This window comes from Dyadobacter sp. CY351 (assembly GCF_021502625.1).
Taxonomy (GTDB): Bacteria; Bacteroidota; Bacteroidia; order Cytophagales; family Spirosomataceae; genus Dyadobacter; species Dyadobacter chenhuakuii.
In genome coordinates, this window is sequence record NZ_JAKFFU010000004.1 from 74268 (window position 1) to 95516 (window position 21249).

25 protein-coding genes are annotated in these 21249 nt (G+C 44.5%); 8 read left to right on the top strand and 17 right to left on the bottom strand.

What is annotated here, in order from left to right:
- Position 1: 1 nt before the first annotated feature.
- Positions 2-595 (bottom strand): RNA polymerase sigma-70 factor, encoded by a 594-nt coding sequence (locus L0660_RS09475; protein ID WP_233797229.1) that lies wholly within the window; start codon positions 593-595, stop codon positions 2-4.
- 240 nt (positions 596-835) lie between these two features.
- On the opposite strand from L0660_RS09475, the gene L0660_RS09480 reads away from it, so the two are divergent.
- Positions 836-1555, top strand: a complete 720-nt coding sequence (locus L0660_RS09480) for a head GIN domain-containing protein (protein ID WP_235159283.1) — start codon at positions 836-838, stop codon at positions 1553-1555.
- 1 nt (position 1556) lies between these two features.
- Here L0660_RS09480 and L0660_RS09485 read toward each other — a convergent pair whose 3' ends face one another.
- The 12 genes from L0660_RS09485 to fumC form a co-directional block, all read right to left on the bottom strand.
- The gene (locus L0660_RS09485) at positions 1557-2318 is read right to left on the bottom strand and encodes a M15 family metallopeptidase (protein WP_235159284.1); all 762 of its coding nucleotides are present in this window, start codon (positions 2316-2318) and stop codon (positions 1557-1559) included.
- Positions 2319-2337: 19 nt separating this feature from the next.
- Positions 2338-3384 (bottom strand): LiaF transmembrane domain-containing protein, encoded by a 1047-nt coding sequence (locus L0660_RS09490; protein WP_235159285.1) that lies wholly within the window; start codon positions 3382-3384, stop codon positions 2338-2340.
- A 4-nt stretch (positions 3385-3388) separates the two neighbouring features.
- A complete protein-coding gene (locus L0660_RS09495) occupies positions 3389-3574 on the bottom strand; it encodes a LiaI-LiaF-like domain-containing protein (protein WP_026628370.1) in 186 nt (61 codons plus the stop codon).
- A gap of 50 nt (positions 3575-3624) precedes the next feature.
- Positions 3625-4260, bottom strand: a complete 636-nt coding sequence (locus L0660_RS09500) for a PspC domain-containing protein (RefSeq protein ID WP_235159286.1) — start codon at positions 4258-4260, stop codon at positions 3625-3627.
- A 149-nt stretch (positions 4261-4409) separates the two neighbouring features.
- Positions 4410-5033 carry a hypothetical protein gene (locus L0660_RS09505; protein WP_026628368.1) on the bottom strand — a complete coding sequence of 208 codons (624 nt, stop codon included), beginning with the start codon at positions 5031-5033 and terminating at the stop codon, positions 4410-4412.
- A 28-nt stretch (positions 5034-5061) separates the two neighbouring features.
- A complete protein-coding gene (locus L0660_RS09510; RefSeq protein ID WP_235159287.1) occupies positions 5062-5319 on the bottom strand; it encodes a DUF2442 domain-containing protein in 258 nt (85 codons plus the stop codon).
- Complete coding sequence (locus tag L0660_RS09515) at positions 5316-5618, bottom strand: DUF4160 domain-containing protein (protein ID WP_235159288.1); 303 nt, start codon at positions 5616-5618, stop codon at positions 5316-5318. Before L0660_RS09515 ends, L0660_RS09510 begins: the two co-directional genes overlap by 4 nt.
- Positions 5619-5738: 120 nt before the next feature.
- Complete coding sequence (locus L0660_RS09520; RefSeq protein WP_235159289.1) at positions 5739-6878, bottom strand: aldose epimerase family protein; 1140 nt, start codon at positions 6876-6878, stop codon at positions 5739-5741.
- Positions 6879-6919: 41 nt separating this feature from the next.
- Entirely contained in the window at positions 6920-8098 is a 1179-nt protein-coding gene (locus tag L0660_RS09525) for a galactokinase (RefSeq protein ID WP_235159290.1), read from the bottom strand.
- A 24-nt stretch (positions 8099-8122) separates the two neighbouring features.
- Complete coding sequence (locus tag L0660_RS09530) at positions 8123-9064, bottom strand: D-2-hydroxyacid dehydrogenase (protein ID WP_233797222.1); 942 nt, start codon at positions 9062-9064, stop codon at positions 8123-8125.
- A 45-nt stretch (positions 9065-9109) separates the two neighbouring features.
- On the bottom strand, positions 9110-9643 hold the full coding sequence (locus tag L0660_RS09535; RefSeq protein ID WP_235159291.1) for a hypothetical protein: 534 nt from the start codon (positions 9641-9643) through the stop codon (positions 9110-9112).
- 71 nt (positions 9644-9714) lie between these two features.
- Positions 9715-11115, bottom strand: coding sequence for a class II fumarate hydratase (gene fumC / locus L0660_RS09540; protein WP_235159292.1), 1401 nt, complete (start codon positions 11113-11115; stop codon positions 9715-9717).
- A 145-nt stretch (positions 11116-11260) separates the two neighbouring features.
- Here fumC and L0660_RS09545 point away from each other — a divergent pair, with 145 nt between their 5' ends.
- The 7 genes from L0660_RS09545 (at position 11261) to L0660_RS09575 (ending at position 17455) form a co-directional block, all read left to right on the top strand.
- On the top strand, positions 11261-11995 hold the full coding sequence (locus L0660_RS09545; RefSeq protein WP_235159293.1) for a 6-phosphogluconolactonase: 735 nt from the start codon (positions 11261-11263) through the stop codon (positions 11993-11995).
- 53 nt (positions 11996-12048) lie between these two features.
- Positions 12049-12435, top strand: coding sequence for an acyl-CoA thioesterase (locus L0660_RS09550; protein ID WP_233797218.1), 387 nt, complete (start codon positions 12049-12051; stop codon positions 12433-12435).
- Between the two features lie 100 nt (positions 12436-12535).
- Complete coding sequence (locus L0660_RS09555) at positions 12536-13582, top strand: hypothetical protein (RefSeq protein ID WP_235159294.1); 1047 nt, start codon at positions 12536-12538, stop codon at positions 13580-13582.
- Between the two features lie 190 nt (positions 13583-13772).
- Positions 13773-15635, top strand: a complete 1863-nt coding sequence (locus L0660_RS09560) for a carbamoyltransferase (RefSeq protein ID WP_026628359.1) — start codon at positions 13773-13775, stop codon at positions 15633-15635.
- Positions 15636-15663: 28 nt separating this feature from the next.
- On the top strand, positions 15664-16785 hold the full coding sequence (locus tag L0660_RS09565; protein ID WP_235159295.1) for an SGNH/GDSL hydrolase family protein: 1122 nt from the start codon (positions 15664-15666) through the stop codon (positions 16783-16785).
- Positions 16786-16857: 72 nt separating this feature from the next.
- The gene (locus L0660_RS09570) at positions 16858-17007 is read left to right on the top strand and encodes a DUF5989 family protein (RefSeq protein WP_169719989.1); all 150 of its coding nucleotides are present in this window, start codon (positions 16858-16860) and stop codon (positions 17005-17007) included.
- A gap of 79 nt (positions 17008-17086) precedes the next feature.
- Positions 17087-17455 carry an SxtJ family membrane protein gene (locus L0660_RS09575; RefSeq protein ID WP_026628357.1) on the top strand — a complete coding sequence of 123 codons (369 nt, stop codon included), beginning with the start codon at positions 17087-17089 and terminating at the stop codon, positions 17453-17455.
- Positions 17456-17471: 16 nt separating this feature from the next.
- On the opposite strand, the gene L0660_RS09580 is transcribed toward L0660_RS09575, so the two are convergent.
- From L0660_RS09580 to L0660_RS09595, 4 genes are all read right to left on the bottom strand, one after another.
- On the bottom strand, positions 17472-18383 hold the full coding sequence (locus L0660_RS09580) for a Ppx/GppA phosphatase family protein (RefSeq protein ID WP_026628356.1): 912 nt from the start codon (positions 18381-18383) through the stop codon (positions 17472-17474).
- Positions 18384-18477: 94 nt separating this feature from the next.
- Complete coding sequence (locus L0660_RS09585) at positions 18478-19785, bottom strand: hypothetical protein (protein WP_235159296.1); 1308 nt, start codon at positions 19783-19785, stop codon at positions 18478-18480.
- Between the two features lie 85 nt (positions 19786-19870).
- Entirely contained in the window at positions 19871-20485 is a 615-nt protein-coding gene (locus L0660_RS09590; RefSeq protein ID WP_026628354.1) for an RNA polymerase sigma factor, read from the bottom strand.
- Between the two features lie 265 nt (positions 20486-20750).
- Complete coding sequence (locus tag L0660_RS09595; RefSeq protein ID WP_082215697.1) at positions 20751-21227, bottom strand: Lrp/AsnC family transcriptional regulator; 477 nt, start codon at positions 21225-21227, stop codon at positions 20751-20753.
- Between the last annotated feature and the right edge of the window lie 22 nt (positions 21228-21249).

Consider the following 21249-nt stretch of genomic DNA (forward strand, 5'->3'; position numbering starts at 1 on the left):
GTTACGATCTGGTTAGCTGTTCAACAATAAAATAGACCGGCCAAAGCATTCCGGGCAGATAATCGGCAAGTTCAATGCGTAAAATTTTAAGCGCCTTACCAATCTGATTTTCAACCGTTTTGATCGAAATGCCCAGTTGTTCTGCGATTTCATGGTATTTCAGTTCTTCAAAGCGGCTAAGCCTGAATGCTTTCTGACATTGTTCCGGTAATGTGCTCACTGCTTTTTCAATTCGTTCTTCCAGTTCATTTGCGTGGATCACTTCTGTTACCGATTCATAGGATTGAGCCCCGAAATTTAATGTGTGTTCCTTATGCACCTGCCGCACCGACGCATGCTTGAAGCGGTTGAGGCAATGGTTGTGAACAGCACGATAGAGGTAGGATTTCAATGATAATGTAATTTCAAGATCTTCCCTTTTTTCCCAAATCGTCAGAAAAACTGTCTGCACAACCTCTTCCGACTCTTCTTCATCTTTGAGAAGGGTGCAGGCATAGTTGCAAAGCCGCTGATAATATTGTCGGAAAGTTTGCTCAAAAGCTTGTTCATCGCCCCGCCTTATGGCTTGGACAATATCCGGGTCGGTAGCGTACACCAAATTGTATTTTTGATTTTCGGTCAAAAATAAAAAATCTCCGTCGATTAATGGTTTCCGATAAAGAAGAGCGGTCGCTGCCAAGTTTAAGTCGCTTTTCACTGAGACAACCAACTGCCTGATTTCCCCTATTTCAAATTATTTTTTTTCTGGATAGGGGGATTCAAGAAGTCACATGTCATGGATAAAAGACGCCAATGAACGTCTATTAGCCATATTCTTAAATTTTATTTATTAGCCATGAAACAATTATTTTTCTCCATCACGCTTGCTCTCCTTGCATTTGTTTTTCAATCCTGTGTTTATGTGGACTCCCAAGACGACATTCCGCCACGCGGCGAAGGCACCAGGACTTACGATTTCCGCAATTTTGACGAGCTGGAAATGGGCGATGCTTTTCGCGTAAATGTGATTGCCGGAAGTTCTTTTTCTGTTTCTGCAAAAGGCGAGCTTAATGATCTGGACGATCTTGATTTATTTGTGGAAGACGGGAAATTGCATGCGCGTTACAGAAATGGATATCGCAACCGCCGCGAGCCGATGTACATTGACATTACAATGCCGGACATTCAATCCGTCAATTTCTCGGGCGCAGTAAAGGCCAAATTGGTTGGGTTTGAAAATCTTCCAGGACTTGATTTTGAATTATCAGGTGCTTCGAAGGTGGATTTCGAAGGCTCCGGTCGTGAATTTAAATTCGATCTTTCAGGTGCTTCTCAGCTTTTTCTGGTTGGCGAAGGAAAATATCTTGATGGCGATCTTTCGGGTGCCTCTCAGCTGGATGCATTTGAGCTCATTGCCCAGGAGTCAGACCTGGAATTGTCCGGAGCGAGTTCGGCCCGGGTTTGCGTTTCAGAATTTCTGAAAGTGGATGCGAGCGGCGCCAGCAATGTGCGCTATAAAGGCAATCCGAATGTGGACAAGAAAACGTCGGGCGGCAGCACAGTCAGGAAGGAATAGTTTATTTGATCATGCCATATTTGGCACGCGCCTGAGCTTTGGACATGCCGTCAAAATGCCACCATTCCGTTGTATTCGTTTTGAAACCGGCCTGGTTCATTGCGGTTCTTAAAATCTGCCGGTTGCTGATCTGCTGCTGGGTGAGCTTCCCTTTTTTCAACATTTCCTGCTCGGAGCGGGGATAGGCCAGGGGACCAAAGAAATCATATTTGGTCCCCATATCCAATGGTTTTCCTTTTCCGTCAACCACTGTCAAGTCCACCGCGCAGCCAAAGTTATGATTCGAGCCGATCTTAGGATCTGCGACATACATTTTCTTATTTTTGACAGGAATTTTCAGGTTATCCAATGCGTCCCATAATGCATATTGCACGGAATTGGGGCGCGCTGCGTCGTAAACAAGTAATGTGTAATCCGGATGTTTTTTTCTTATAAGCGCATTGGCCTTAACTAGGCGCCTGGCCATTTCTGGTTGCAGGTAAGCGCGGTTCAGGTCTCCATAAACGTCTTTTCCTACAAAATTGTCCGTGGTCGAATATTTCAGTTCAACCTTAATGTTCGGATCCAGTTTTTGAATGTCCACCAATCCCTGCTCGATCATTTTCTGCTCAATAGCAGGAGTTTTTAAATCCCTAACTGATTCTTTTTCTGCTTTTTGCGCAAAGCTTTGACCAGATATGAGAAGCCAAATGAGCAGAGAGCAAGTGATTTTAATAGGCATAAAAAAATGAATATCGTTGCGATAGGCTGCAAAGATATTCATTTCTATACTTCTGGACGTTTTAGTAGCGCTTGATGTTGACGCTGGTCAGACCGCCTTCGAAGTGGATAATGATCTTTTTGGAGGCGCTTTCGAAATCCGGAGAACGATAAAGCCCATTGCTGATTTTATCCAGATCATCCATGTTTTTGGCATTCAAAGCGCCATCCATACGCATTTCGCAGCCAACCGAACGAGGCAGTTCCAACGTTACGGAAGCAACGCCTGCTTCGATATCAATGTTGGAAGTGGTCATTTTGTCGCCCATTTTAATGTCCATATCGGCGACGCCAGTACTTACTTTCAGTTTTTCAACTTTGTAATTGCTGAAATCAAAATCGCCTTTTCCAGCGCCAATGCCCAGGTCAATGTTCCATACCGGGCGCTCATTCAGATGAATGTTTGCCTGATTTGATATTTCTCCTTCCTTGATCTTTACATTGCCTTCTTCCATTGTAAGGTTGACAGTCGCAGAATTATCAAGCTTGTTAATGGATGTGTTTGACAAAAAACCAACAAATGTGCTCTTCGTTTTGGCTTCGAAAAGTTTCTGGGTGTTGCCGTTCAGTGTGAAAGATCCGGCGCCGCCTTCAAGATGAAAATTGGCTTTTTGAATAAAATCCTCCATTTCATACTTGTAATTGCCATTTATCGGCTTTTTGCCATCCCGGTTATCCCGGTCATTTTCATAATCTTCGTCCCGATCTTCGTCGTTATCGTTCTCATGATCATTGTTGTCATTGTCGTTATAACCAAAATTCCGGTCATCATCGTCGTCGTCGTTCCAGTTCCAATCCCAATTGTCGGCGTGCCGGTCAAAGGCTTTGTCTGTTTTGTTAACAATGCCGCCAAACACTGCGAGCGTGATCAACAGGCCGATCAGTCCTCCTAGTCCTCTGTCTTCATTGCCCTTGGCGATCAGTAACGCACCTGCAATGATTAGTAAAACAGGCCAGTAAGGAAGAATCTCGTCCCAATTAACGTTCAGGAGATTCATATTCCGAAGCAGCCAGAGCATTCCAAATATGACCAGCAATCCACCCCAAACTATACCACGTGAATTTTTCATCGTCTTAAATGTTTGAACGGTTGGAAATATCAGAACTCAAATAATTACGCAAAAGCAAAAGAGCGCCGGTCGTGATCAGGATAATGGGCCAGAAAAAGCGGCCAAAATCAAATGCAGTCAGTTCTTCAATTAAGAAAAGAGATCCGGCAATGATGAGGATAACACCCCAAAAAATGTTTCGAAAGTTCATGGCTATGTATGGTTAATGGTGTTAAATCGAAGAATATTAAACTCGATACACTAATTCACTTTAATCACCTGATCATCCTCGTCATCCGGTTTCCTGGCCTCCGGATCTTCCGGAAAGTGCGTGGTGGTCGTGGTTGTTGCGGATGATGGTGTGAAAGGTGTATAAGGCTGTGGCTCAGGATCTGGCGCGATGGGATCAACCGGCGGTGGAGGCGTTGTAGGATACACCGTTGTATTGCCATGATGCTCTTTATCGCGTTGGCGAAGGATCAGAAACGCGCCGATTGCGATCAGAACGATGGGCCAGAAATATTGTTTAAACTGATACCAAAGCGGGAAATCGTCCACGAGCATCACAGCTCCGAAAAAGATCAGGACACCACCCAGAACCATCACCGTCTGGTCGGATTTCTTTTTGTCCCAAACCGGATCGGAAGGCGTGTTAGGCGTTGGATCGAATGACGTATTGGTTGTGTAAATTGTCCCGGCCGGTCCTGTCGGCAGCACTGCCCAGAGAATGATGTAAATAAATGCGGTCATTCCGAATGTGGGTGGAATAGGGAGCAGCAGCATTACAACAAGCAATACTCGTACTATTACAACGTCAATATTAAAATATTGAGCAATTCCGGAACCAACTCCTCCTAAAACTGCCTGGTCAGGTATGCGATGCAATTTCTTTTCCATGATTAGCTTAGCGTTTATTTGTAATCAAAGGTAGTAGGTAATGCAAGATACTGCAAATCGGAAAATTATTATCGGCGGGAGGGCGTGTTGAGCGGGTTTTTTTAAGGAAAGCTTTTAATTATTGGCTTATAAGTGGACTTTTTAAGGACTTATTGTTCTTCCAAAGCTTCAAGAATGTCCATCATGGAACCGAAATCTTTGTAACCGGGACGGATTTCTTCGCTTCCGCGCAATGCAATGCCAATGTTTGGGAAAAGTTCGGTTAATGCGCTTACGGTATATTCATTGTCCAGGCCAAAGCCGATCAGGATCGGATATTCACCCGCCAGGTTGCCAAGCACTTGCATCCAGTTTTCTGTTAATTCGGCTTCGTTGTCGCTTTCGAGCAGGAAATGGGAAACTTCTCCCTCGTAACGGCTTAGTATAGAACTGATTTCGCCTGCTTCGTAAAGGTCTACGCTGATTCGGAGGAGCAGCGGCAGGTTCAGCTCGCTTTTGAGATAATTTAAAAGCCCGGGTGATTCCACTTGCACAGAATGTACGGGATACAGCGCCAGTGCTTCAATGATCTTGGCAGGATCCGTTTGCGCAGTTTCCGCAATAAGGTTCACGCCGGCCAGCCAGGAACAAATGTCTTCGAATTTTTTGGGAGAAATATAATTGGGAGAATCTTCGTCAATCGAAAAACCAAGCATTTCAACACCCATCCCCGCACAATAACGCGCATCGGACAAATTAGTAACATTGCTGATTTTTACTGTTCTGGTAAGCATTGTGTGGGTATTTATTAGTTCGTTGAGATCAATTTTCAATGTATCCAGCATGGAGTTGTTCGATAGGGAATATTAAATCCCAATCTTCACCCCATACCAAGGTTCCTTTTTCTATCTTAAAATTCTTAAAACGCTCTTTGACTTTGAACTGGTTATGCTGCGGATGCGGATTAGACACCAAGAAATCTTCGAAGTCCACAACCTGTTGCGTACCATCACTGAATTTGACTAAGATTTTATACCCAGACAAATACTCAGCAGCGATGACGTGAATGTGTAAAGTCATAGCTTTTTGGTTATCCTTAACGTTGACACTTTCTTTTTTAAAACAAAAAAATCCGTCCAGCGATTTACGATTACTTCTGCGTAAGCTTCAATAACTTTTCGCGCCTCTTTGAATTGAACCGCAGGCAAGCCTTCGATCCCCGAAACTTCCCGCACCCGTAAGTCCTTCAATTTGCCCTCTTCAAAGAAAATTTCAAATACCGTTTCGTACTCATTGTAGGAAACATGCACATGAATAGGCAGGTGATCGTTTGAATAGAAATAAAAAACAATTCCGAAATATTCTAGGATTTTAGGCATATCAATATCATAGTGTGTTATTCAAAATTACTCAAAAGATTCTAAAAAATAAGGACAACGACTTCGAGATGGTTTAGGTCTGTGGTCATTGTCCTTTGGTTAAATCCTTAGCAGATGCTGTTACTTAGCCGAAAACCGGTATTTGGTTGTGCTTTGGTAAGTTTCTCCTGGTTTTAGTTCCGTGGAAGGGAATTGGGGTTGGTTTGGGGAGTCTGGGTAATGTTCCGTTTCGAGGCAGAATCCGAAACGCTTTGCGTATGTTGCGTTTTTGCCTTTAAGTGACCCGTCCAGGAAATTGCCGCTGTAAAACTGAACAGCTGGCTCTGTTGTGAATGCTTCCAGAATCCTGCCGCTTTCAGGATCTTTTGCCGTAGCGAAATGCATGAGTCCGGGCTCGGAGCGTTTCAGGACCCAGCAGTGGTCGTAACCGCCACCGTTTTTAATCTGCTCGTCTTCTGTTTTGTTAATGCCAGCATTGATTTTTGTAGATTTTCTGAAATCAAACGGCGTTCCTTCTATCGCACGCAGCTTTCCGGTTGGGATCAGTGAGGCGTCTACTGGGACAATGCTGTCTGACTCGATCATCATCTCATGATCCAGAATGTCTCTTTTCAGGCCTGTAAGGTTAAAATAGGAGTGGTTAGTCAAGTTGAGGACCGTAGGCTTGTCCGTTGTGGCTGTATAGGCGATGCTCAATGCATTGTCATTATCCAATGTGTAAACCACTTTTACTGTCAGGTTTCCGGGATAACCTTCTTCCATATCCTTGCTGACATATTCCAGTTGAAGGCCCACAACGGAGTCCTGATTGATCTCTGTCGCTTTCCATAATACTTTGTCAAACCCTTTTTTGCCTCCGTGCAGGGAATTCGGTCCGTTGTTTATGGCCAGGTTATACTCTTTGCCTTCCAATGTGAACTTTCCTTTCGCGATCCGGTTGCCATAACGACCTACTAAGGCGCCGAAAAATGGGTTCTCCTTTAAGTAAGGAGCAAGTGAATCAAAGCCCAGCACCACGTCGGCAAACTCACCTTTTTTGTCCGGAGCCATGATTTTGGTGATAATGCCGCCGTAATTGGTAATGTTCACAGTCATGCCTTTGGCATTGGTGAGCGTGTACAAATCTGCTTCCTGGCCGTCGGGGAGTTTGCCAAATGACTCTTTCGAAATCGTACTGATCATTTCTTCTTTGTTTGATTTGGAGCAGCTGAAAAGATAAAAACCCGTCAGCGCAGTGAGTAAAACGAATATTTTTTTCATACGAAAGGTTAAAGGTTTGTCTGGATATTTAGCAATTTGTTTCAAATGATCTCTCCTGTGCCGGCGGTGATTTTCACTTTATAGCAAGGCAGGTCAATCTGATATTGTTCCTGATATGCGGCCTTCATTTTTTGTTCAAAAGCATCGACGGCCTCTTTTTTAACAAGATTAATGGTGCAACCGCCAAAACCTCCGCCCATCATCCGCGCCCCAAGCACGTTAGGATCAGATAATGTCTGCTCAACCAAAAAGTCGAGTTCGGGGCAGCTTACTTCGTATTCGTGCTGCAATCCCTGATGGGTTGCGTACATTTTTTTGCCAAAATCAACCAGATTTCCTTCCACCAGCAGATCGCAAGCATCCTGAACGCGCTGGATTTCTTCGGTTATAAACTTGCACCGCCGGTAAACAATGTCGCCCAGTTCATCTTTATGTTTCTCAACCATTTCAGGCGTTGCATCCCTCAGGCTCTGCACTTCGGGATAATATTTTTGCAGTATGGCGATCCCCTTTTCGCATTCCAGGCGGCGTGTGTTGTATTCAGAGCTGGCAAGTGAATGTTTCACACTGGTGTCGCAAAGCACGAGCAGGTAATCCTGCATGGGGAAAGGGAAATATTTGTATTCCAATGAGCGGCAATCCAGACGGATCACGGATTCTTCTTTGCCAAATGCGGACGCGAACTGGTCCATAATGCCACATTGCACGCCAACATATTCGTTTTCGGCCTTTTGCGACATTTTTACAATGCTGAACCGGTCCAGATTCAGGTTGTATAATTCGTTCAAAGCGAAAAGCAGGCAGCATTCAAGCGCCGCAGAAGAGGATAAGCCCGCGCCAACCGGAACGTCCCCGCCGAAGGTTGTTTGGAAACCTCCGATTTTTAGCCCCTTTTTATAAATCTGCTCAATAATGCCCAGCTGGTAATGTGCCCAGGATTGCGCTGGTTTTGAAAGATCTTCAACTGAGAATGAATAAGTTTCATCCAGATCCGCTGCGTGAAGGATCACTTGGTCGTCTTCCCTTGGTTCAATGACGAAATAAACGGCCTTATCCACGCTGGCCGGCAGTACGAAGCCATTGTTATAGTCGGTATGCTCACCGATTAGGTTGATCCTTCCCGGCGAACGAAACACCCTAACTTGCTCCGGCTTTGAGGACTGACCGAATTTTTGGAAATACTTTTCCTTTATTTTACTGACTATTTCTGAATCTTGCATTTAAAATACTAGTCTGATATTTAATTAATAACCCCTGCGCAGGTTCACTTCGTTGACAATATTTCCACCATTTTCGATTGCGAAGATGTTATTAAGGAACAAATCGACCTTGCCGATATGCTCGTTGCTATGCCCGCCGCCGGTGTGCTGCGTGAGAATAACATTTTCCATTTTCCACAACGGACTGTTTTCCGGTAATGGCTCAACCTCCGTCACATCCAGAACAGCTCCATCCAGATAACCAGATTGCAGCACGTCGATCAGCGCATCTTCGTCTGTGGTGCTGCCCCTGCCGACGCTTGCATAAACGCTGCGTTCTTTCATTTTGGAAAAGAAAGTCTGGTCAACAAAATGCTGGGCGGTTCCGGGAAGTGTGTTGATTACCAGATCCGCGAATGGCAGTTCTACAAATAATTCTTCCTGTGAATGCAGGTCAGCTTCCGGTGAAGTGCGTGCCATTAAGTGTGTTGTGCAGCCAAAGCCTTTGAGAATCGTATTCACCGACAATCCAATGGTCCCGGCACCCAAAATGATAACATTCTGCTTGTAAAGTATCTTCAACTCACCTCTCAGCTTCGAGCCGATCCATTCTGATTTTTGTTTGAGCAGGGTTAATGTGTCGATGCCACGATACAATGCCAAAACGCCGCCTACGATAGATTCGGCGCAGGGACGTGCAAACCAGTCACCCATGTTGGCTGTTTTGACGCTTTCTTTAATGTTTACAGAAGCATACTGGTCAAATCCGGCGGAATCCAGCTGCCAGAATTGCAGCTTATCCGTCGGTTCCGAAAACCAGCCGACAGGCGGATTGCCCAAGATATAATCTGCTGTACGAAATGCTGCCAGGCTTTCTTCCTCACTGGACGTTTCGGTTCTGAAATGAACGGTATGGTGGGGTTGCAGTGCTTCACTAAGGTTGTTTCTCAGTGACTCATCCAGCATGGAATAGCAGTATATGATCATTTGCTTTTTTGTTTTAAAGAAGTAAAGTAAAGACTTTTACCTGTGTTAAGGATGCTTTTGCTTTTTAATATTAGCCAGAATTTTCTTTCCTCTCGCCCTGAATGCAGGCGTTTCGAATTCCATCGCCTCCTCAATAATTATGCCCAGTTCATTTTTGATCTCGGGATAAATTTTTGAAAAATTGTAAAGCACGGTAAGCGAAAAAGCCCTGATAGTGATTGCAATTTGCCGGTTTTGAATAAAATTAAAACAGGCGTCCATAACCTTCCCGTGCAGCTCAACGGGGATTTCTGTTTCCTGCATAATGCGTACGCTGTTGCGGATCACCGCGTCATGAACGCCCGGTCTTGTGAGCTGGTCTACGAGCGAGCCCATATGCGGTGCGATCAGGTCGGGGCGCTCGCTTACGGCAATGCTTACGCTTTGCGCGGCCCTTTGTGCCAGCCTGTAATCGTTGGCTACGAAGCAGTCCATCAGTTCCTGAGAATGCGTACTATCGATGCAGGCATAAGCGGCTACTTCCGTTGCACGCCGTTTGGATTGTATAGGATCTGCCAGTAATGTGCTGCGGATATTCATCAGCGTAGCCGTTTATCAAAACAAATGCTCCGCCGGGTCTGGCAGAGCATTTGTTAAATATTTATCTGAAACTATTTATTATCACCAACCATTTCTTCCGGTTTTACCCAGGCGTCGAACTCTTCGGGCGTCAGGTAACCCAGTCCCACAGCTGTTTCTTTCAGCGTTGAGCCGTTTTTATGTGCCGTTTGCGCTATTTCGGCTGCTTTGTAGTAACCGATTTTTGTATTCAGCGCAGTAACCAGCATCAGCGAGTTGTTTACGTGTTTCTTAATGTTCTCATGCAAAGGTTCGATGCCCACCGCGCAGTTATCATTAAAGGAAACGCATACATCCCCGATCAGGCGCGCTGAATGCAGGAAGTTGTAAGCCATTAAAGGTTTGAAAACATTCAGCTCAAAATGACCGTTGGAACCGCCGATGCCTATTGCAACGTCATTGCCCATCACTTGTGCTGCCACCATTGTCATAGCTTCACATTGCGTAGGGTTTACCTTACCCGGCATAATAGAGCTTCCAGGCTCATTATCAGGAATATGGATCTCGCCAATCCCGGAGCGCGGGCCCGACGATAACATACGAATATCATTTCCGATTTTCATCAAACTTACAGCAACCGTTTTCAATGCGCCGTGTGCTTCAACGATCGCGTCGTGTGCTGCTAATGCTTCGAATTTGTTTTCAGCAGTGATAAATGGCAGGCCTGTTAATGATGCAATGTGACGGGCCACGTTTTCAGAATAACCTTCGGGCGTGTTAATGCCTGTCCCAACGGCCGTTCCGCCCAATGCAAGCTCGGAAAGATGCGCCAATGTGTTATAAATCGCACGCAGGCCATGGTCTAATTGTGAAGCATAACCCGAAAATTCCTGTCCTAATGTAAGCGGGGTCGCATCCATAAAGTGCGTACGACCGATTTTTACCACGTTTCTGAAAGCTTCGGATTTGGCTTTCAATGTGTCCCTCAGCTTGATGATGCCTGGGATGGTGACATCGATCAGGATCTTGTAGGCCGCAATGTGCATGGCCGTAGGATAGGTGTCGTTGGAAGACTGTGACTTGTTCACGTCATCATTCGGATGAAGGAATTTTGTTTCGTCAGCCAGCTGGCCACCTTGCAACACATGACCTCTGTAAGCGATCACTTCATTGCAATTCATATTGGATTGCGTTCCTGAGCCTGTTTGCCACACCACAAGCGGAAACTGGTCGTCGAGTTTTTCAGTTAGGATTTCATCACAAACCTGTCCGATCAGGTCGCTCTTTTCTTTTGGAAGAATGCCGGCCTCGTAATTGGTAATGGCTGCGGCTTTTTTCAAATATGCAAATGCCTTGATGATTTCCTTCGGCATTTTATTGATATCCTGAGCAATAGGAAAGTTCTGGATCGAACGTTGTGTTTGTGCGCCCCAGTATACATGAGCAGGCACCTGCACTTCACCCATGGTATCTTTTTCTATACGGTATTCCATTTTTTATTTAGTGAGAATGAACAATCAGGTTTATTGCGGTAAAGTTAGGATTGGACTTTCAGTTTTTGGTGTTTTTCAAGGATAAATGTTTCTTAGGTGAAAAGAATCTGTTCAAGGCCATTTTTAACTACATTTTATTTTAACAATGAAACCAAAACTGAACATTTACCCCGATTATAAAGCCATGAGCCTCGCCGCTGCGGAGCGTGTAATGGCATTACTGGCCAAAAAACCTTCTGCTGTTATCTGTTTGCCCTCCGGCAGCACGCCGCTGGGCATGTTTGAAATTCTGGTGTCCGCCAATCAAAAGGGCATGACAGATTTTTCCCGGTGTGTTTTTATTGGTCTGGATGAATGGGTAGGTTTTGGAGCGGAAGATGATGGCGGCTGCCGGAATTTACTTAATAAGGACTTTTTGAAACCAATTGGCTTACGGGCAGATCAGATCGTGTTTTTTGATGGAAAAGCCATTGATCCCGAAGAAGAATGCAAGCGGGTTAACAAGGTTCTGGAAAACCTGGGTGGATTGGATATGATCATTCTGGGCGTGGGAATGAACGGGCATCTGGCCTTAAATGAACCCGGAACGCCGTGGGATAGCTATGCCCATGTTTCGGAGCTTGAAAACGTGACCAGAGAGGTTGGACAAAAATATTTTCAGCAACCGACCACGATCACCAAGGGAATTACCATCGGGATCCGGCACATTATGGAAGCAAAAACCGCGATTCTGATAGCAGCAGGAAGTGAGAAAGCGCCTGTGATACAGCGTGCAATGGCATTCCCGGTAACGACGGCTTTTCCTGCAACTGTTTTGCAAAACCATATGAACGCAGAATTTCTGCTGGATTCGGAGGCGGCAAAACTAATAGCAGATTAGGCGCTGTTAGCGTGACTCTTTTTTACCTTTGCCAAAATTAAAATATTTCTGTTTTGACATTAGAAGAAAGGATCATTGCCTCCGAAGCACGCGTTTTTAAAACGGTGTTTCCTAATAACACCAATCATTACGACACCCTTTTCGGAGGAACCGCATTGTCGATGATGGACGAAGTGGCATTCATTGCCGCCACCCGTTTTTCCAGATTGCGCTGTGTTACAGTCTCAACCGACCGCATTGACTTCACGCATGCTATTCCCGCAGGGACCATTATTGAGCTTATCGGGCGCGTGGAAACGGTCGGAAATACAAGTATGAAGGTGCGTGTGGACATTTTTGTGGAGAAAATGTATGAGGAAGGCCGCGAAAAAGCAGTAACAGGCATATTCACTTTCGTAGCGCTCGACGAGCAGCATAAACCAACTAAAATTATTACGTAGTGATCTAAAAGTAAATTCTGTTCGTATATAGGCAGGTCGGGATGGTTGGAGGGTAATTTTTCCTTTTTCGGCTAAGGTTTTGTGCCGATATACTATCAGAATGGCTTGGCGTTCGTTCCTCTTTTCGTTAATATTCTTTGTAATCCTTTTCTTCGCTACTGAAATAATCCTCAGAATTGCGCTGGTATGCTATGGTTATCCATTTTGGAAGCCAGGAGATTACTTGTACACAGGGTTTTATCCGACACTCAAAGAGATGATTGGAAAGGACATCAGGAGTGATGACGAAGTTCAGGACATTCTCATCCTTGGTGGTTCGGTAATCAGTACACCGTGGTCTAATATGGAGATGCGGCTTGATACGATCCTTCAAAAGAAATATGGCAAATCAAAAAAGTTTGCCTTCTACAATACAGCCGCAGCCGGCCACACTTCGCTCGATAACCTTATTAAATACAAACTTCTGGCAAACAAGCGGTTTGACCTGGTCATCTACTACGAGGCGATTAACGAGAACCGCGCAAATTGCATCCCCGACAAAGATTTTCGTTCCGATTATGCGCACATTAAATGGTATAGCGACATTTATCTGCTTCAAGCCCACCCGGAAATTAATTTTACAGTTATTCCTTATGTATGTGCGCTGGTCATCAGGGGTGTGCGGGATAAAGTTACCCGGAAAGTATATGTGAGCCAGGATATGGTAGATCCTGGTTTTGCAAAATTCGGCAGCAACATTAAAACTGCCTTGCCGTACCGGAAAAACCTTACTAACATGATTAACATATCGAACAAGCGCGGGGATGCGTTGCTATTGATGAAATACGCGTCCTATTTCCCGGAAGGAGTGAAGCTGACCGGCGAGCAAAAAGATATGGATCATTTTGCAGGTTGCCATTATGCCTCGCCCGTAACAATCTGGGGGCAGGCCGATAATGTGAAAAAAGGCATCCAGTCGCATAATCAGATATTGACAGATCTGGCTAAGAGAAAGCAAACACATTTTTTTGATATGGCTGCGAATATGCCTCAGGATGGGCGTTTTTTTTGCGACGTATGCCATGTCAGCGAGCTGGGAGCACAAAATTTTGCCTCCAAACTGGCCGGGCATCTGATCGATTCCCGGTTACTGGAACATTCGGATTAGGCAGCGGCGAAAAGGTTGCCGTTGGATTATTCTTATTTGTCAAAAAATCTATAATACCTAACTTGTGTCAACTTTTGCTAGCTTTGTCGTCAATTTAAGCATATAGTGCATTCGTTCAGGAAAACACGCTATTGCCATCTGGTTTAAATATCTCCGGAAGCGTTTGTAGTGGAAAATTTTAAATAGGTAAATGAAAATTTTAGGTATTTCAGCTTTTTATCATGATTCGGCGGCAGCCCTAATTGATAACGGAGAAATTGTTGCAGCAGCGCAGGAAGAGCGCTTCACCCGAAAAAAACATGATCCGGGATTTCCTTCTGAGGCAGTGAAGTTTTGCCTGGAATATGGCGGGTTAACCCTGAATGAACTGGATGCCATCGTTTTTTACGATAAACCACTTCTGAAATTCGAACGACTTCTCGAAACCTATTACGCATTTGCGCCAAAAGGAGTGAGGTCATTTCTAACTGCAATGCCGGTTTGGATTAAAGAGAAGATGTTTTTAAAGCGTCTGATCAATGAAGAGCTGGTGAAATTGGGTTATGATAAAAAGAAAAAAGTAAAACTGCTTTTTCCGGAACATCACCTTTCTCACGCGGCGAGCGCTTACTATCCGTCACCGTATGAAAAATCTGCCATTCTTACCATTGATGGCGTGGGTGAATGGGCAACGGCTTCCATTTGCTTGGGAGAAGGAAAAGATATCAGCATTTTAAAGGAACTGAGATTTCCACATTCATTGGGGCTTCTGTATTCCGCATTTACGTATTTCCTTGGCTTCCGGGTCAATTCCGGTGAGTATAAATTAATGGGTCTGGCTCCTTATGGCAACCCAACTTCCCCTGATATCAAAAAGTACGAAGATATCATTCTCAAAGACCTTATTGAACTGAAAGAAGACGGCTCCGTTTGGCTGAATCAAGATTATTTTGATTATGCTACTGGCTTGAAAATGGTGAATGAGGACAAATGGGAAGCGCTTTTTGGCTTCAAAACCAGAAGGCCGGAAGACGCACTTGAACCGGTCCATTGCAACCTGGGACTTGCTATTCAGAACATTACCGAAGAAGCGGTGATCAGGATGGCAAAGGAAGCTAAACGCCTTACTGGTGCGGATTACCTGTGTATGGCCGGTGGTGTCGCATTGAACTGCGTTTCGAACGGTAAGTTGCAGAAAGCCAATATTTTCAAAGATATTTTTATCCAACCAGCTGCCGGTGACGCCGGTGGTGCATTGGGAGCGGCGCAGGCTGCTTATCATATTTTCTTCGGTCAGGAGAGAAAGATTACCTGGAAGGCGGACGCGATGAGAGGATCTTACCTCGGACCAACATTCTCAGACCTCGACGTGGCATTGACGGCTAAAAAATATAAAGCCGTTTACACGCATTACGAAAATTTCAAAGACCTGGCCGGTGATGCAGCCAAATTGCTTTCCGAAGGAAATGTAGTAGGCTGGATTCAGGGCAGGATGGAGTTTGGGCCGCGCGCTTTGGGCGGAAGAAGTATCCTGGGCGATCCCCGGAATGCCGAGATGCAGAAAAAACTGAACCTGAAAATTAAATACCGCGAATCGTTCAGGCCATTTGCGCCTTCGGTTTTGGCAGAGGATTGCGCCGAGTATTTCGATTATGATGGCATTTCTCCATATATGCTTCTCGTTCACCCGGTTGCAGAAGGAAGACGCAAGCCGGTTCCTGCGAATTATGGTGCTATGGACCTCAGGGAAAAGCTTTATTTTGAGCGTTCAGACCTTCCTTCTATTACGCACATTGATTATTCGGCACGGATCCAGACTGTCCATAAAGAAACCAATCCGCGCTACTATGAGCTGATCGATTCATTCAAAGCGCTTACAGGTTACGCGGTTATCGTGAACACAAGTTTCAATGTTCGCGGCGAGCCTATTGTGTGTACACCTAATGATGCATATCGCTGTTTCATGCGGACAGAAATGGATTATCTCGTAGTCGGCAATTTCATTTTTGATAAAAAGCAACAGCCTGAATGGCTTGAAAAAGATAACTGGAAAGAAGAATTTGTTCTTGATTAATTTCCTTGAATATCAATAACATACACAAATGGCTTCTAAAATAGTTACCAGCGTTATCCGCATTTTATTTCTTGGCTTATTATTCATTTTCTTATTCTATCCTGATAAGTTTCAGATAAAATTTGATTATCCCGGATTTCCGCAAGCGGACAGCTGGTATGTTCGCCTGGCAAAGTTTGCATTCTGGTTTTTACTCATTATTGAGATACTCAGGATTTTCTATTACGGCGTTGTAAAAAGCAAGGCAAAAGGTCTTTTGGCAAACATTGTCACCATCACCGTCCCGCTGCTTGTAACGCTTATCTTCCTCGAGATCATTTTCATGTACATTCCGCAAAGCCATGAAGGTGTGCTTTCCAAAGCTTCGCAGATATGGTGGGAAAAGTATTGGAAACCAATCAATTCACTGGGTTACCACGATAAGGAAATCACGAAAGAGCCAGGCAAAAAGCAGATCCTCGTTATTGGGGATTCGTTTGCGGCGGGTCACGGTCTGAAAGATGTGAATGAGCGTTTTTCCAACCAGTTGGAAGTTTCGTTAGGTGCAGACAAACATTCTGTTTATAACTTAGGAATGTCTGGTGCTGACACTCGAGATGAAGCCAAAAGGCTTGAAGAGTTTCCAGTAAAGCCTGACGTAATTGTCCTGGAATATTTTCCCAACGACATTGAGAAAGTAGGCCGTGAAAAAGGGCTTTCCCTTTCAGGCGCAGAACCTTATGCTGATTTGAAAGGCCCTATGGCGACATTGGTAAAGCGTTTTTATCTGCCCAACTTCATCTATTGGCAATTGCCTCACACCGGTTTCAGTACATTCGAAAAATTTGTTCAAACCGCCTACACCGATACAACCGTGCTCAATGCACACCTGAGAGATCTTTCCAAAATGATCGATTACCGGGACAGCACAGGTGCTAAAATGTATGCGGTTTTCATACCGTTCCTTTTTCAGGTTGATAAAAGTGCTGGTTATACCAAGCCTGTCGAAGATTATCTGCGCTCAAAAGGCGTGACTGTTGTAGGCATTAATGATGGCGTTTTGAAAATTCCGGAAAAGGAACGTGTCGTAGGCAAAAACGATGGGCATGGCAGCGCAACATTAAACAAACTTATCGCAGACAGGCTTACAGACGCGATGAAGAAGCCTTAACAATAATATAATTGGAAAATAGTATTATAAAATATTGAAATATTTATCTTTGAAATAAAAACAACGAAAGAAATGGATTTTTTGACAGACTTGTTTGCCTTTATGAAGGAGCGTAAGAAATGGTGGTTGGCTCCTGTGATTGTCGTTTTACTGCTTATCGGTGTCCTGATTGTTATTGGTGGAGGTTCAGCGGTTGCTCCTTTCATCTACACCCTATTCTAGTATATCCGATCAGTTAGACTTTTAAAAATTGATGCAGTGGTTTTCAAAGCCACTGCATTTAAATTATCCCAAATATCAAATGAGTGAATCAGATAAGGCCAAAGCGCAATTGGTCATCGTTACAGGCTTAGTCGTTTTCTACTTTATTTTCGGCTCTAAGTATCCGTATCTTCTTATGGCAGCGGCGGCTGTTGGTGTATTAAGTATCGCAATCCCCGCGGCAGGAGACCTGATCGTAAAAGGATGGTACAAGATTGCAGAGATTTTGGGTGCGATCAATGGCCGGATATTGTTATCCCTGGTTTTTTTCGTGATCCTTTTCCCGGTTGCGGCTATCGCCAAATTAGGCAAGAAAAACCCGTTAGCATTGAAACGCGAAGCGAAAGACTCTGTTTTTGTTGAGAGAAATCACAAATATTCTGCAAAGGATCTTGAACAGGTTTGGTAACCTGATAACATTAACACTACGCTGACAAAGGCCCGGGCTTAACCTCGGGCTTTTTTTTGCGGCATGCCCGATCGTAAAGTAATTGCAGCATGCCGTCTTTCAGGCCGACGTCAGGCACGTGAATGACATTAGCACCCGCCCATTTCATTGCAGATGTGTAAATGTCGCCCGCAGGAACAATTACATCCGCACGGTCCGGGTTAAGTTGTAGTTTATTAATCCGCTCTTCCAGTGTGAAAGAGGCAATGTAGTCACGCATTCTTTCAATCTCGTCCAGGCTGGTGGAGCTTTCGGAAAGCTTTGATGAAAGATCGAATAATTTGTTAATGTTACCACCTGTTCCAACGGCCTCGATGGGCAGGGAATAGTCGACATACTGATTGATCCATTCCTTTATTTTAAGCCAGGAGCTTTTAGATTCTTTTCCTTCCAGAAGTCTTACTGAGCCCAATTTGAACGATTTGGCAGCAATTTTTTGCCTGTCTTTATAAACATTCAGCTCAGTACTGCCGCCGCCCACGTCAATGTGGATATACTGGCCGTCGCTCAGCGATTTAACCACAACATTATTAACCAGCTCTGCTTCTTTCTGGCCGTCGATGATCTGAATGTGGATGCCGGTGCGCTGCTGAATGTGTTCGCGGACCTCATAACCGTTGTCTGCTTCGCGCATGGCCGAAGTTGAGCAAGCCATGTAATCGTCCACTTCATGCAGTTCCATCAAAAGTTGATATGCAAGCATAAGCTTCATCATCCGGTCTTCGCTGTTAGGACTTATCCGGCCTTCTGTAAAAACATCGTGGCCAAGTCTTAGCGGAAAACGGACATATTCAACCTTCTTAAAACGGGAAATTCCCTCGTCATGCAACACCGAAGAGATTTGCATGCGGGCACCGTTGGATCCAATATCTATTGCAGCGAATTTCAAAAGTCAGGTATAATAGGGGAGTAAATAAAAGCCAAAAATAGGACTTTCAGGAACAAGAATCTATTTATTGTTCCTGAAAGTTGAAGAGGCTTATTTACATTTTTCCTCCTATCTGATACATCAGCTTGACTTTCACGCCCGGCCCGGCGGACTGGCTCAAAGGATTGAGCTGGTTAAAGTAAGTGTACAAATATCCCTCAGCCTGCACAACGATCGGATACCAGGCTTTCTCAACGCCCATCGTTAGATTCACAGAATTAATCAATGGTACATCCGACTTGGCTTCGAAATGCTGGTTCAGGTACGCAAGGTTTGGCGACTTGGCGTCGAATGTAATCTTCTCTTTTGCAGAAACGGTAATGTTGGTGCCTGCGCCCGCATAATAGGCCCAGTTGTCTTTCATGTTGTTCCGGAAGGCAACGGTCAAAGGAATTTGTACAACCGTAGGATCAACCTTAATGTTATAGACGTGCAATGCCGCCGGCACTTCGCCGGGAAGGCTTTCGCGGAAATCGCGGCGGCTTTTTTCCCGGAATAATTTCTCATTGAAAAACTCCATCGGCTTCACTTTCAGCCAGCTTATCCCGGCAGAAATCGAGAATTTTCTTCCGACCAGAACTTCTCCGGAAACGCTTTTCGCCTTACCGACGCGATCTGTTTGAAAACCTACACCGAATCTGTAAGGCACTTTCAAGTCGAGTTTTGGGATGACCGTTTCGGCCTGCGCCACCTGTTCGGTGCCTTTCACTGCATTAGCGACAGGCAATGTGTTCGCATTACGGGCAAGAAGCGCCTGTTTGTACTGGCGCGAAGAAATGCGGTTTACCAGGTTATACTTCATTTTATAAGCCTGCGAGCTGCCGTTACTGAATGCGATGGCACGCTGCATATCCAATGGTGCTTCGAATGGAACCGTCAGTTGGTCAGTTACGGATCCGTTTCCTCCATTCGCATGGTTGGTAACCAGTTCATTGTCTGCAATACTTGCGTTGTCTGCAACCGATGCATTTTCAGCAATTAATGATTGACGCTTTGCAAAAACCGCATTTGGTTTGACTAAAATTTTACGCTCTGCAAGTCGCTGCTGCACGTCTTCAGGCTCGGCGGCAAGCCTGGCATCGACCTGGCTTTGCTGAGTCAGATTTTCTTTCGAAACCGCGACCAACTCACCAGAATCACCTGCCTTTTGCATTAAATACACCGTGTCTGTTTTTTCAGAAGGTATATTTTTGATCGCCTCGATCTGGTGTTGCAGGTTTTTGACGTCTGCCGTCAGGTTGTAGTTTTGCGTGCGCTGGCTCACATACATAAAAGCCATCACCGTCGAAACCGAAGCTGCGGCGGCGTAACCGATCCAGGAACTGTGCTGCTGCCAAAAAGTGGGAGGATTGTGGGCTTGCATGTAATTTTGCATTTTTGCCCAATCCTTCTCTTGAAAGTCTGGTTCTATACTTTCTAATTTCCGGCGTATAGTATCTTCAAATCTATTAGTTTTCATTTCCTCTTAATGACTTTACGGCCCAATCGCTTGGATAGAGATTTGGGTAATATTGTTTAATCAAATGCTGCAAACGCGCTCTTGCACGCACATAATGCGAGCGTACAGTGGCTTCATTTATTTGTAGTAAATCTGCAATTTCGCGGTGGTTGTAGCCGTCGACTACATAAAGTAAAAACACATTCTTGTAAACCGGCTTGATTTTCTGGATCAGTTCCAGGATCTCATCTGCGGTGATCTGCCCGATAATATCTTCATCAAATTTCGGATATGGAGCATCTTCCAGCGAAACCATATCTTCATTATGCTTCTTATGCTTGCGGTAATAGCTGATCGCCGTGTTCACCATGATCGTTCTCAGCCAGGCCTTGAACGGGTGATTGGAATCATATTTACCCAAATTATTGAAAACCTTCAAAAAGCCTTCGTTCAAAACTTCCTCAGCCTCTTCGGTTGTCGATGTGTAACGCAGGCAAATGCTTTTAGAATAGCCAAAAAACTGTTTATAGAGATGTCTCTGCGCCTGGTTGTTACCAGCAATGCACGCAGCGACGACGGTCTCAAAGTCGTTTTCGTTAAAAGATATTTTTCGTCCGAAGAGCAAAGTTAGAGGATCAGATTGTCAGGGATTGATTGCTTAATTAGGATTACGGATATTGCCGTAATTCTGTTGCAAAAGTTGAGCATTTAAATTTGTGAAGATTCTTAAAAAATGTTAAAGCCCTTTTCCTGGCGAAAAAAGTGGCAAATTTTGCAACAGCTGCTTTGTGAGGAACGTAAATAGTTAGAGAATGTCCTTACATTCAAAAGACATTAAAAAATTTGTTAGGGGTGAGTTGGAATACGGCCTGGAATTTCTGGTGCCGTATTTATTTTTTCTGGACGTGCATTTCCAGTGCGGAAGAATTTTTGATTTCGCCCATGACAAACAGGCTGTGCGTGCTCCCGATATTTTCAAGCGAACCCAGTTTTTGCATTAAAAACTGCTGATACTGCGACATATCATCCACCACGACTTTAAGCAAAAAATCGTAATCACCCGAAATGTTGAAGCATTCCATCACTTCGGGCATGGCCACAACAGCTTTCACGAATTTTTCCCCCATCGATTTGGAATGTTCTTTCAAAGCAATGTTGCAGAAAGCCATCAACTTCTTGCCTACCTTTTCGCGATCTACAAGCGCAACATATTTCTTAATAATCCCTTCCTTTTCCAGTCTCCTAACGCGTTCATAGACAGGCGTATAAGATAGGTTTAACTTTTCCGACAATTCCCTTGTTTTCAAGGTCGCATCCTGTTGCAGATAATGCAGGATTTTAGCATCTGTTTCGTCGGGATTATACATAGATAGAATATCTTTAATTACT

Bases quoted from the DNA above. Each gene is read 5' to 3' on its own strand.
- L0660_RS09545 (WP_235159293.1), top strand. From the start codon at position 11,261: ATGAAACCAAAACTGAACATTTACCCCGATTATAAAGCCATGAGCCTC.
- L0660_RS09555 (WP_235159294.1), top strand. From the start codon at position 12,536: ATGGCTTGGCGTTCGTTCCTCTTTTCGTTAATATTCTTTGTAATCCTT.
- L0660_RS09535 (WP_235159291.1), bottom strand. From the start codon at position 9,643: ATGAATATCCGCAGCACATTACTGGCAGATCCTATACAATCCAAACGG.
- L0660_RS09485 (WP_235159284.1), bottom strand. From the start codon at position 2,318: ATGAATATCTTTGCAGCCTATCGCAACGATATTCATTTTTTTATGCCT.
- L0660_RS09520 (WP_235159289.1), bottom strand. From the start codon at position 6,878: ATGAAAAAAATATTCGTTTTACTCACTGCGCTGACGGGTTTTTATCTT.
- L0660_RS09560 (WP_026628359.1), top strand. From the start codon at position 13,773: ATGAAAATTTTAGGTATTTCAGCTTTTTATCATGATTCGGCGGCAGCC.
- L0660_RS09565 (WP_235159295.1), top strand. From the start codon at position 15,664: ATGGCTTCTAAAATAGTTACCAGCGTTATCCGCATTTTATTTCTTGGC.
- L0660_RS09500 (WP_235159286.1), bottom strand. From the start codon at position 4,260: ATGGAAAAGAAATTGCATCGCATACCTGACCAGGCAGTTTTAGGAGGA.
- L0660_RS09585 (WP_235159296.1), bottom strand. From the start codon at position 19,785: ATGCAAGCCCACAATCCTCCCACTTTTTGGCAGCAGCACAGTTCCTGG.
- L0660_RS09510 (WP_235159287.1), bottom strand. From the start codon at position 5,319: ATGACTTTACACATTCACGTCATCGCTGCTGAGTATTTGTCTGGGTAT.
- fumC (WP_235159292.1), bottom strand. From the start codon at position 11,115: ATGGAATACCGTATAGAAAAAGATACCATGGGTGAAGTGCAGGTGCCT.
- L0660_RS09495 (WP_026628370.1), bottom strand. From the start codon at position 3,574: ATGAACTTTCGAAACATTTTTTGGGGTGTTATCCTCATCATTGCCGGA.
- L0660_RS09515 (WP_235159288.1), bottom strand. From the start codon at position 5,618: ATGCCTAAAATCCTAGAATATTTCGGAATTGTTTTTTATTTCTATTCA.
- L0660_RS09480 (WP_235159283.1), top strand. From the start codon at position 836: ATGAAACAATTATTTTTCTCCATCACGCTTGCTCTCCTTGCATTTGTT.
- L0660_RS09595 (WP_082215697.1), bottom strand. From the start codon at position 21,227: ATGTATAATCCCGACGAAACAGATGCTAAAATCCTGCATTATCTGCAA.
- L0660_RS09525 (WP_235159290.1), bottom strand. From the start codon at position 8,098: ATGCAAGATTCAGAAATAGTCAGTAAAATAAAGGAAAAGTATTTCCAA.
- L0660_RS09530 (WP_233797222.1), bottom strand. From the start codon at position 9,064: ATGATCATATACTGCTATTCCATGCTGGATGAGTCACTGAGAAACAAC.
- L0660_RS09490 (WP_235159285.1), bottom strand. From the start codon at position 3,384: ATGAAAAATTCACGTGGTATAGTTTGGGGTGGATTGCTGGTCATATTT.
- L0660_RS09505 (WP_026628368.1), bottom strand. From the start codon at position 5,033: ATGCTTACCAGAACAGTAAAAATCAGCAATGTTACTAATTTGTCCGAT.
- L0660_RS09570 (WP_169719989.1), top strand. From the start codon at position 16,858: ATGGATTTTTTGACAGACTTGTTTGCCTTTATGAAGGAGCGTAAGAAA.
- L0660_RS09575 (WP_026628357.1), top strand. From the start codon at position 17,087: ATGAGTGAATCAGATAAGGCCAAAGCGCAATTGGTCATCGTTACAGGC.